The following is a 12,215-nucleotide window of genomic DNA, read 5'->3' as shown; positions in this document are numbered from 1 at the left end:
TTTATATTAGTGATTTATATTAAACGATAAAAAAAGGAAAGTACCAAACTAAATGGTGCTTTCCTCTTAATATATAAAAATTAACGACGGATACCTAATGATTTAATTAATTCACGGTAACGTTGAATATCTTTACTACGTAAGTAGTTTAACAAATGACGACGACGACCTACCATTTTTAATAATCCTCGACGTGAATGGTGGTCTTTTTTGTGTTCACGTAAGTGTTCGTTTAACGCAGCGATTTCTGCAGTTAAAACAGCGATTTGTACTTCTGGTGAACCAGTGTCAGTTTCGTGCACGCGATATTCTTTGATAATTTCATTTTTACGTTCTTGAGTGATTGCCATAATTAAATTCCTCCTAAAATTTGTATACACCTTAATCTGAGCTAGGCGTCGGAGTCTCAACCAGCCAAGATAAAGGAATAATATTTAAAGTTGAATTCGATTTTCTAGAACTCAACTTTAAATATTATACGATACATCATCACCGAAATCAACTGAAAGTAAGTATTTCGCTTTTTCTTTATCATTATTCATTTGTTCAACTAATGGATCAATACCATCAAATTTAACTTCTGGTCTTAAATAATGATGCCAATAAACAATGACGCGTTCACCATATATGTTGTCATTAAAATCAAAGATATTAACTTCAATCACTACTTCAGCTTTAGAAGGATCGTGAAAAGTAGGTTTAACACCAACATTAGCTACACCACGATAGATTTTATTTTCAGCACCTATCGCCATACTAACAGCATAAACCCCTTTTTTAGGTAAAACATAATCATCACTTGGTTGAACATTTGCCGTAGGAAAGCCAATTGTACGTCCACGTTTCTCTCCTTGAACTACAGTGCCTTTAATTCGATAGAGATAACCTAACTGCTCATTGGCCTTTTTTAAATTTCCTTCTTTCAAAGCTTCCCTAATTGCAGTAGTAGAGATTTTTTCAGTATCCATTTCTTGTTTACCAACTATTGTAGTGCTAAATTCATCCATTTCATTTAATACGGACATGTTACCTTTTCCGAATTTACCGTAAGTAAAGTCAAAACCAGCAATCACTTCTTTAACGCGATTATTAATAATATAGTCTTGAACAAACTCTTCTGCTGTTACACTCGCAAATCGTGAAGAAAAATTAATAACAATACAATAATCCACGTCGTGTTGTTCAATCATTTCAAGTTTATCTGAAAGTGGTGTTAAATAATCTGTGCGTTTACGTTCAGGATTTAACACAACAGAAGGATGAGGATCGAATGTTGTTACTGCCTTTTTTAGATTTTGCGCTGCAGCACGTTCATCCAATGCTTCAAACACTTTATGATGACCACGATGCATGCCATCAAAAAAGCCAAATGCCATCGCAACGTCTTCTTTTATCAACTGATTTTCTTGAATTGGATGGGTTACTTCTATCACTTTCATAACTTTAGACTCCTTTAATTAAATACTTTTTTAGGTTTTATTTCATGATTTTTATCCGGATGTTGAATATAAATTGCCATTACTTCCTCCGTCTCAGAATCAATAAAGACGAGTTGTTGTTCAATCGTTTGATTAAATTGTTTTTTATTAAACTTTTGTCCATTTAATATTCTAGTTTTTATATTTTCATCAGATACATAAATTTTCGGCAAACTTTTCAAACCATATTTTAAAGGAAATAAGTTTGATTGTAATGTGTCTTGCTCATGTAATTGTGAGATTTGATCTAATGTTATACTATCTTTAATGTCAAACCCACCTGAATTTATTCGTGTCAATAGCGACATGTGAGCTGGATACCCTAATTGTTTACCAATATCCGTTGCTAATGTGCGAATATATGTACCTTTACCACATTTAACTTCAATATTAAAATGACATTTCCCGTCTTCGAATTGAAGTTCAGATGTGCGTGCTATCGAATCTATATTTACTTTACGAACTGGTCGTTCAACAGTTTCACCTTTTCGTGCATACTCATATAACTTTTTACCATTTACTTTAACAGATGAATACATAGGTGGAACTTGTTCTATAATTCCTTCAAATTGTTTTAAAACAGCGTCTACTTTATTAATATTTATTGCATTTTCTTGTACATCTATTTTATCAATAACTTCTCCTGTTTGATCTTCCGTAGTCGTACTTTCCCCTAGAGTTATGGTAGCGTTATAAGATTTTCCCATATCCATCACATAATCACTTACACGAGTGGCAGTACCAATACATACTGGCAATACCCCAGAAACTTCAGGATCTAATGTCCCAGTATGACCTATTTTCTTAGTTTTTAAGATTTTTCTTAGCTTAAAGACGACATCATGACTCGTCAATCCACGCTCTTTATATACAGGTAAAATACCATTATACATTTTTTCACATCCTTCAGTTTTAAGTACACTTATGTATCATAACTTATCTGACTTAACTTGTGTTATTTAATATAAAAGTAATAACACTAATTCGTATATCATATAGCTAAATTGGTAAATTTTTAATTACTTTAATTTAAAAAAGAGTAGAACTGAAATTATACTAATTTCAATGTCCTACCCCTTAACTATTTAGTAAATTTGCTGTAATTAAGATAATAAATAATTATCTATCTTGCTTATGCAAATCTTGAATCATTTTCTCGATTTTATTACCATACTCAATTGATTCATCATATTCAAAGAATAATTCTGGAACGATACGCAATCTCATTCTTGAACCTAATTCAGATTTAATAAATCCTTTCGCTTTGTCTAAAGCTTTAAACGTATCATTAACTTCTTTCTCGCTACCTAAGACTGTAAGGTAAACTTTTGCTTGAGATAAGTCATTTGTTAAGTCAACGTCAGTAATTGTGATAAACCCTACTCTAGGATCTTTAACTTTATTATTAACGATATCCATTATTTCTTTCTTCATTTGTTCGCCTACGCGTTCTGCTCTCATGTTACTCATTTATGTCACCTCAATATTTGATGTTACTCTTCTTTGTTATTTTATTCACTATTTAAGTTAGATTTAAACGCATTATCTTAAAGAAACAATATATTGTAATGTTCATCATTTAAAAAGGTGGACGGTTTCTCCACGTCCACCTAAACATATATTGTTAAGTCTTATCTTTCGATTTCAACCATTTCAAATGCTTCGATAATGTCGCCTTCTTTAATATCATTGAATTTTTCAATTGTAATACCACATTCATAACCTTGAGCAACTTCTTTGGCATCGTCTTTGAAACGTTTCAATGTATCTAATTCACCTTCGAATAGAACAATTCCGTCTCTAATAATACGAACACCTGCCTTACGAGTAATCTTACCTTCAGTAACATAACTACCAGCAATTGTGCCAACTTTAGACACTTTGAATGTTTGACGTACTTCAGCTTGTCCGATAACTTGTTCTTCGAATTCAGGATCAAGTAAACCTTTCATAGCTGATTCAATTTCTTCAATAACATTATAAATAACGCGATGAAGTCTCATATCAACGTTTTCAGCTTCTGCAGCACGTTTAGCACCTGCGTCTGGACGCACATTGAAACCAATAATAATACCATTTGACGCATTAGCTAATGTAACATCTGATTCATTAATAGCACCAACAGCAGTGTGAATAATACGTACATTAACGCCTTCTACATCAATTTTCATAAGAGAAGCTGCAAGTGCTTCAACAGAACCTTGAACGTCACCTTTGATAATCACGTTAAGATCTTTCATTTCACCTTGCTTCATTTGTTCAAATAAGTTGTCTAATGAGACATTTTTACTTTCTTGACGTTGTTGGATAACGCTTGCTTCATGACGCGCTTCACCAATGCGACGTGCTTGTTTTTCGTCTTTAAAGATAACAAAGCGATCACCTGCTAATGGCACATCATTGATACCTGTAATTTCTACAGGTGTAGAAGGACCTGCTGATTTAATTCTTTGACCTAAATCATTAACCATCGCTCTAATTCGTCCATATGTGTTACCTACAACTATTGAGTCACCGACATTTAATGTTCCGTTTTGAACTAATAGTGAAGCAGCTGGACCACGTGATTTATCTAACTCCGCTTCAATCACAGTACCTACAGCTTGTTTATCAGGATTAGCTTTTAATTCTTGGACTTCAGCTACTAAGCCAATCATTTCTAATAAATCATCAATACCTTCACCACTTAATGCTGAAAGTGGAACGAAAATTGTTTCACCGCCCCAGTCTTCAGGGATCAAACCGTACTCTGTTAATTCTTGCATAACACGGTCTGGGTTTGCAGTAGGTTTATCAATTTTATTTACAGCTACTATCGTAGGAACGTTAGCCTCTTTAGCATGGTTAATTGCCTCAATTGTTTGTGGCATAACACCATCATCAGCTGCAACAACTAAAATTGTGATGTCCGTTACTTGAGCACCACGTGCACGCATTGTAGTAAATGCTGCGTGTCCAGGTGTATCAAGGAATGTAATTTTTTTACCAGCATTTTCAATTTGATAAGCACCAATATGTTGCGTGATACCGCCTGCTTCTCCAGCTGTAACTTTAGTATGACGAATTGAATCAAGTAATGTTGTTTTACCATGGTCAACATGTCCCATAATTGTAACTACGGCTGGTCGTTCAATTGCATATGGATCAACTTCTTCTTCATCAAAGTAAATTGATAAATCTTCTTCATTTACAACGACTTCTTTTTCAATTTCAACACCATAATCATCCGCAATCAATTCTAGTGTTTCTTCATCAAGTGCTTGGTTAATATTAGCAACGATGCCTAATAAGAATAATTTTTTAATAATTTCTGATGATTCAATATTTAATTTATCCGCTAACTCGCCAACTGTAATGCCTTCTTCATATGTGATTTTAGATGGCATTTCTTTTGGTTCTGCTGCTGGTTTATTATTTTTGTTACCTTTATTGTTTTTATTACTTTTATTGTTCTTATTATTTTTGTTACCTTTGTTGTTTTTGGCATTATTTTTGTTGTTACTATTGCCTTTTTGATTCGCGTTACCTTTGTTGTTCTGTTTGTTATTATTTTTAGTATTGTTTTCTTGTTTTTGGTGATTATTTTGAGTGTTTTGTTTTGTATTCTTGTTACTTTCTTGTGGTCTAAACTTTTTATCAAGCGTTTTAATTTGATCGTCCTCTAACGCTTGCATATGGTTTGATACTTCTACATTCATATTTTTTAACTCATCTATAATCTCTTTACTTTTAACATTTAATTCTTTCGCATATTCGTAAATTCTTTTTTTACTCATATAATCACTCCTTACAATATTCATCTATCATCGACGTAAGCTTAGTCGCAAACCCAGAGTCTATTACTCCAATGTTCACACGTTCCGACTTGCCTAAAGATTGTCCTAATTCTGCTCTTGTACTAAAGATTCTAAATGGAACATGATATGTTTCACATTTATTTTTTATATTCTTTAAAGTGTTTTCTGAGGCATCAGATGCCATGATAACAAGCTTTATATTATTTTTCTTGATTTCAGTAAGCAATACAGACTCGCCAGACTTTACTTTACGGGCTCTCATTGCTAAACCTAAAAAGTTTAAAATTTGTTCTTTGCTCATTTAGGAATCTCTTCTCTATAAATCAAACGTATAATTTCTTTATAAACAGGGTCTAGCTTCTCAGAATCTGCATTAAAATATCTTTCAAGTACGCCTTTTTCTTGGGCTGCTTCTACACTTTCAACATCTTTTGAAACATAAGCGCCTCTACCTTGTTGTTTGCCAGTACCATCAGCAAAAATGTCGCCTTCTTTGTTAATAACAACGCGAATCATATCTTTTTTGGGACGCATTTCATTTGTAATAATACATTTACGCATTGGAATCTTTTTCTTCTTCACTTAATTACTCACCCCAATTATCTGCTTATACGTCTTTTTCTTCACTGTCTGCTTCTTCGATATTTTCAGAAGGTTCATCGATATCTGCCGCTAATTCTGCAGTAGTTAAATTTGATTCCTCTAGATTAACATCTTCAATTTCGATATCTTCATCATCTGATTCTGATAAAACGATGTCTTCAGCTAATTCTTCAGATTCAATCACAGGATAAATTCCCGCTTCACGAGCATCAGTTTCTGATTTAATATCAATTTTCCATCCAGTCAATTTTGCAGCTAATCGTGCATTTTGACCTCTCTTACCAATAGCTAGTGACAATTGATAGTCAGGAACTACAACAACAGTAGATTGATTGTCTTCGTCAACGATAACTTCCAATACTTGTGATGGACTTAAAGCATTACGTACAAATACTTTAGGATCTTCATTCCATTGAACAATGTCGATTTTTTCTCCACCAAGTTCTTCAACTACAGCTTCAACTCGAGCACCTTTTGCACCAACACATGCGCCTACCGCATCGATGTCTGGATTATCAGAATAAACACTAATCTTAGAACGATCACCAGCTTCACGTGCTACTGATTTCACAATAACAGTTCCATCATAAATTTCAGGAACTTCTTGCTCAAATAAACGTTTTAACAAGCCTGGATGACTTCTAGAAACGTAAATTTGTGGTCCCTTAGTTGTCTGTTCCACTTTATTAACATAGACTTTAATACGTTCGTTAGGAATATATTTTTCGTTAGGACTTCTTTCAGCTTCAGATAAGACCGCTTCAATTCTACCTAAGTTAACATAAACGTAACGATGGTCAACTCTATCGATAACACCTGTTAAAATATCATCTTCTTTATCAATAAATTCAGTATACAGAATTTCTCTTTCAGCATCTCTTAGTCTTTGCATTACTGCTTGTTTAGCAGCTTGTGCACCAACACGACCAAAATCTTTTGGTGTAACATCTTCTTCGTAAATATCACCAACTTCATATGCTGGATTTTTAACTAATGCTGTACTTAAATCTACTTCGTCTCTGTCATCAAATACTTCTTCTACAACTTCTTTACGTGCTATAACTTTAAAAGTACCTTCATCCATATTTAATTCTACACGTACGTTTCTAGCACTATCATAGTTCTTTTTATATGCAGTTATTAAAGCTGCTTCAATTGCATCAATTAATACTTCTCTAGGGATTTTCTTTTCTTTTTCTAAATATTCAGTTGCTAATAAAAGTTCATTACTTGCCACAATTATTCCTCCTCATCACGTTAAATCATTACAGCGTGACGTGCTTTTGCAATTTTATTTCTTGGTATTTCAATTTGTTTTGTTTTAGCTTTTTCTTTAACTTCCATCGTGATTGTGTCTTCATCAACAGCTTTTAAAATTCCAAGCCACTCTTTATCGCCTTCAATTGGCACATATAATGATACAAATACTGGTTTATCAATTGCATTGTGATAATCTTTTTCTTTTTTAATTGGACGTTCCGCACCTGGTGATGCTACGTCTAAGTAGTACATATCTGGAATTGGATCATTCTCATCCATTGCCTCGCTGATTTTTTCAGATGCAAGTGTGCAATCATTTAAATCGACACCGCCCTCTTTATCAATAGAGATTCTTAAGAAATGATCTTTCCCCTCTTTAGTGTATTCAACTTCAACTAATTCAAAATTCAATTCGTCTAAAATAGGAGTTATGATTGTTTCTACTTCTTCAGTGATTTTACTCATACAGGCCTCCTTTTTCGGCAAATAGAAAAGAGCGGGTATATGCCCACTCTTTCTGCCTGAGTCTAATTTTTTACGCACATTAAGTATATCACACTTTAATTCCTTAAACAAATGTCTATCTCTTGCATCACAGAGACTAATAAAATACTTTTGAGCTTGGAATATAAAATTACATATCAAAAATAGACAATTGTGCCTTATCTGGAAGATTAGGTAAAGAACCTAAATCATCAAGATACTCAATTATTTTTTGAGATAATCCAGCCTTTTTATTTAAATCTTCTTTAGATAGGAATGGTCCATCTTCTCGCGCTTCAACAATACGTTTAGCAACATTCTCTCCAAGTCCAGGTACAGAAATAAATGGAGGAATTAAGGTATCTCCTTCAATAATAAAGTCAAATGCCTGACTTTTCTCTAGACTAATTGGTTGCATACGGAATCCGCGATGAGCCATTTCATTCATAATTTCTAAGACAGTAAGAACGTCTTTTTCTTTTTTACCGAGGTCCATGTATCTTGAATACATATCTTTGACTGTATTCTTTATGCTTTCTTTGTCTTTAATCATAGTAATCAAATCAAAGTCTGATGCACGAATTGTGAAATAAGATGCATAATAATAAAGCGGATGATGTACTTTGAAATATGCAATTCTCACTGCCATTAATACATATGCAGCCGCGTGGGCTTTAGGGAACATGTACTTAATTTTCAGACAAGAATCTAAATACCAATCTGGTACATCATTCTCTTTCATAGCATCTATCATTTCTTCAGTTAAACCTTTACCTTTACGCACTGACTCCATTGTTTTGAAGGCCATTGAGGGTTCTAATCCTGCATACATTAAATAAACCATGATATCATCACGACAACCTATAACGCTTGATAAATCACAAATACCTGAACGAATTAATTCTTGTGCATTACCTAACCAAACATCAGTACCATGAGATAATCCTGATATTTGTACAAGTTCTGAAAAAGTTGTTGGTTTCGTATCTTCTAACATTTGTCGAACAAATCCTGTACCAAATTCAGGTACACCGAACGTTCCAGTCTTACAAAGTATCTCCTCTTCAGTTACACCTAATGACTCAGGACTACTAAAGATTTGCATTGTCTCTTTATCATCTACTGGAATGGTCTTAGGATCTATACCAGATAAATCTTGTAACATACGAATCATTGTAGGATCATCATGTCCTAATATATCAAGTTTTAAAACATTATCATGGATGGAGTGGAAGTCGAAATGCGTTGTCATCCAAGAAGCGCTTTGATCATCTGCAGGAAATTGTATCGGGGTGAAATCATAAATATCCATGTAATCAGGAACTACTATAATCCCACCTGGATGTTGTCCTGTTGTACGTTTTACACCTGTACATCCTTTAACCAGACGATCGATTTCCGCACCACGTTTATGAATACCTTGGTCATTTAAGTAGCCTTTGACATATCCAAACGCCGTTTTTTCGGCAACTGTACCTATTGTTCCTGCACGGAACACCTTGTCTTCCCCGAAAAGCACTTTAGTATAGTTATGAGCGTTTGGTTGGTACTCACCACTAAAGTTCAAGTCAATATCAGGAACTTTATCTCCTTTAAATCCTAAGAATGTTTCAAATGGTATGTCTTGCCCTTCTTTAATAAGTTCAGCACCACAAGTGCTACATTGTTTATCAGGTAAGTCAAACCCAGAACCTACAGACCCATCATCAAAGAATTCACTCGTTTTACAGTTAGGACAAATGTAATGAGGTGGCAAGGGATTAACTTCAGTTATTTCAGTCATTGTTGCCACAAAACTAGATCCAACCGAACCACGCGAACCTACTAAATATCCATCATCTAGAGATTTTTTAACAAGACGTTGTGAAATTAAATAGATAACCGAGAATCCATTTCCGATGATACTTGCTAGTTCTTTTTCAAGACGATCGATTACGATTTGTGGTAAATCTTCACCGTATAATTTTTTGGCATTTGTGTAGCTTAGTTCACGAATTTCTTCATTTGCTCCATCCATACGTGGCGTAAACAATTGATCTTTAATTGGAATAACTTTTTCAATTCGGTCTGCTAATTCATTTGTGTTTTTAACAACTATTTCATGTGCCTTTTCTTCACCTAAAAAGTGAAACTCATCTAACATCTCATCTGTCGTTCTAAAATGCGCTTCTGGTAGAGTTGAGCGATTCAAAGGATTACCAGGTTGAGATGCGATTAAGATTTTACGAGCAATCGCGTCATGTTCATACAAATAATGCGCATTTCCTGTCGCTATTACTGGAATACCTGTACTTTCTCCTGCTTTTAATATACGTTCATAAATTTCATAAAGTGTTTCAGTATCTCTTATGAGTTCTCTATCAATAAGATCTTGATACAGTTTAGGTGGTTGTACTTCAATAAAATCATAATATTTAGCGATTTTTTCAACTTCCGATTGGTCTCTCTGCATTACAGCAGTGAATAATTCACCTTCATCACAAGCTGTTCCAACTAGTATGCCTTCACGATATTCATTTAATAATGAACGTGGAATTCTAGGAGTTCGATAATAATATTTAACTAATGAGGCACTTACAATTTTAAATAAGTTCTTTAAGCCTTCTTGTGTTTGAACAATTAATGTCACATGTGTCGGACGTGCACGTTTATATGCATCCTCATTAGACAGTTTTTGATTAATGTCTTTATGATTTGTAACTCCTAACTCTTTCATTTGCTGAACCATCTTAATGAAGATATACGCTGTAGCCTCAGTATCATAAATGGCTCTATGGTGTTGAGTTAATTCTACACCATACTTTTTCGCTAAAAAGTTTAATCCGTGTTTACCATATTCAGTATTAATCGTACGTGATAGTTCTAAAGTATCTATGACACCATTCGTTGATGGCCCAAAGCCAAGCCTTTCATATCCAGTGTCAATAAACCCCATATCAAATGATGCATTATGTGCTACAAATATAGCATCTCCTACCCATTCTTTAAATTCAGTCAATACTTCCTCAATCTCAGGTGCATCAGTCAACATATCATCAGTAATGTGAGTTAAATTAATGATTGTTTCTGATAATTTTTCGTGTGGATTACTGAATCGTTCAAATTTATCAATAATTTCCCCGTCTTTAACTTTAACGGCGGCCAATTCTATAATTTGATCGTATTGGTTTGAAAGTCCAGTTGTTTCAACGTCAAATACAACATAAGTTGCTTCTTTAAGATCTCGATCTGTTGGTTTGTAAGCAATAGGTACTCCGTCATCTACGAGCATACCTTCCATACCATAAATCATTTTAATACCATTTTTTTCAGCGGCACCATGAGCATCAGGAAAGGCTTGAACGACATTATGATCTGTAACTGCTATCGCTTTATGTCCCCATTTTGCAGCTTGATTAATATATGCACTTATATTAGGAATACCATCCATTTGACTCATTGATGTATGTAAATGAAACTCTACACGCTTTTCTTCTGCTTTATCTTGCTTAGGTGTCTTTTTGATTTCTTCTATATCAGTCATCATCATTACTAAATCTCTTACAAACGTGTCTTCTTCAATACGTCCTTGAGCGCGTACCCATTTACCTACACTTAGTGCCTTAAAGTGATCTAAATCATCTTTATTTTTTCTTGTAAACATCTTAAGTACAAGAGAATCTGTGTAGTCTGTGACTTTTAACTCAACAATATGACGACCACTCTTTAATTCTTTTAGGTTAATATCAAATATAACCCCTTCAATCGCTACTTTGAACTCTTCTTCAACGATTGATTCAATTGGTTTTATATTATCAATTTGTATCGGTTTACCAATTTGACACTTATCAACATTACTTTCATTGTTATCTTGTTGTTTCGCTTTTTCTGCTTTGATTTTTTCAATTTTTTCAGTAGCTTCACGAGCACTTTTTTCATCTTCTTCTTGAATATGTGCTTCTAATGAAGCTAAATCATCATAAGAACTTGAGTCGTCCGTTTCAAAAACAACTTTATCAATATCAAAACCACATTTACGAAAAGCCTTTACTAAGCTACCATTACATACTTTGTCAAAGTGATTTCTTTCGATGTCATTAGAGGTCATTACTTTCAACACATTACCAGACATAATTAAACGCTTCTGTTTAAGTTGACCTTTTACTTTAGGTGAAAGTGCAGTATGTTCTATACAATGACCAAAATATTTGATAGCATGCTCATCTTGATTACTTGTATCTTGAATTGTAAAATGCCAATCAACTTTGGCAATTTCTTTAAATTCTTCAGTAATCGCATTAGTGAATATTAAATAATCTTCATGTGATAGAAAATATGGCAATGTAATTTGAAATTCCCACGTTCTATTTTTATTTGACACATCTACTCGCGTTAATTCACCTTTTTCAATGATTTTTTGATCTAGTTGATTGGAAACTTTAATCTGGTCAGCGAGTACTTTGAATTTTTCTTGATTCGTCATTGCCATGACAGATAACCACCCTTATATCTAACTAATTTCTCAATTATATGTATACGTAACGTGTTATGATCTAACTGCAAACTTGATATCCATTATACTACTTTGCCATGTGCTTTTCATATGTTTCGTTTT

Annotated in this window: 10 protein-coding genes; all 10 read right to left on the bottom strand. The window is 33.8% G+C overall.

The window, feature by feature from the left end; translation table 11 throughout:
• Positions 1–80: 80 nt before the first annotated feature.
• Positions 81–350 (bottom strand): 30S ribosomal protein S15, encoded by a 270-nt coding sequence (gene rpsO, locus HMPREF3265_RS00850; protein ID WP_053018906.1) that lies wholly within the window; start codon positions 348–350, stop codon positions 81–83.
• Between the two features lie 117 nt (positions 351–467).
• Positions 468–1,439 (bottom strand): riboflavin biosynthesis protein RibF, encoded by a 972-nt coding sequence (gene ribF / locus HMPREF3265_RS00845; protein WP_037537305.1) that lies wholly within the window; start codon positions 1,437–1,439, stop codon positions 468–470.
• A 14-nt stretch (positions 1,440–1,453) separates the two neighbouring features.
• Positions 1,454–2,371 (bottom strand): tRNA pseudouridine(55) synthase TruB, encoded by a 918-nt coding sequence (truB, locus tag HMPREF3265_RS00840; protein WP_070442332.1) that lies wholly within the window; start codon positions 2,369–2,371, stop codon positions 1,454–1,456.
• Between the two features lie 226 nt (positions 2,372–2,597).
• The gene (rbfA, locus tag HMPREF3265_RS00835) at positions 2,598–2,948 is read right to left on the bottom strand and encodes a 30S ribosome-binding factor RbfA (RefSeq protein WP_037551622.1); all 351 of its coding nucleotides are present in this window, start codon (positions 2,946–2,948) and stop codon (positions 2,598–2,600) included.
• Positions 2,949–3,109: 161 nt separating this feature from the next.
• Entirely contained in the window at positions 3,110–5,254 is a 2,145-nt protein-coding gene (gene infB, locus HMPREF3265_RS00830) for a translation initiation factor IF-2 (RefSeq protein ID WP_070860845.1), read from the bottom strand.
• A 4-nt stretch (positions 5,255–5,258) separates the two neighbouring features.
• Positions 5,259–5,576: a YlxQ family RNA-binding protein gene (locus HMPREF3265_RS00825; protein ID WP_037537314.1), complete on the bottom strand. Its 318-nt coding sequence runs from the start codon at positions 5,574–5,576 to the stop codon at positions 5,259–5,261.
• Entirely contained in the window at positions 5,573–5,857 is a 285-nt protein-coding gene (gene rnpM, locus HMPREF3265_RS00820) for an RNase P modulator RnpM (protein ID WP_070442330.1), read from the bottom strand. Before rnpM ends, HMPREF3265_RS00825 begins: the two co-directional genes overlap by 4 nt.
• A 25-nt stretch (positions 5,858–5,882) precedes the next feature.
• Complete coding sequence (gene nusA, locus HMPREF3265_RS00815; RefSeq protein WP_070442329.1) at positions 5,883–7,115, bottom strand: transcription termination factor NusA; 1,233 nt, start codon at positions 7,113–7,115, stop codon at positions 5,883–5,885.
• 20 nt (positions 7,116–7,135) lie between these two features.
• Positions 7,136–7,603 (bottom strand): ribosome maturation factor RimP, encoded by a 468-nt coding sequence (rimP, locus tag HMPREF3265_RS00810; RefSeq protein ID WP_070442328.1) that lies wholly within the window; start codon positions 7,601–7,603, stop codon positions 7,136–7,138.
• 169 nt (positions 7,604–7,772) lie between these two features.
• Complete coding sequence (locus tag HMPREF3265_RS00805) at positions 7,773–12,089, bottom strand: PolC-type DNA polymerase III (RefSeq protein WP_070860844.1); 4,317 nt, start codon at positions 12,087–12,089, stop codon at positions 7,773–7,775.
• Between the last annotated feature and the right edge of the window lie 126 nt (positions 12,090–12,215).

It is taken from the genome of Staphylococcus sp. HMSC62B09, from assembly GCF_001839115.1.
GTDB lineage: Bacteria > Bacillota > Bacilli > Staphylococcales > Staphylococcaceae > Staphylococcus > Staphylococcus haemolyticus.
Note: the sequence above shows the minus strand (reverse complement) of the source record. Positions and strands in the feature narration are given on the sequence as shown.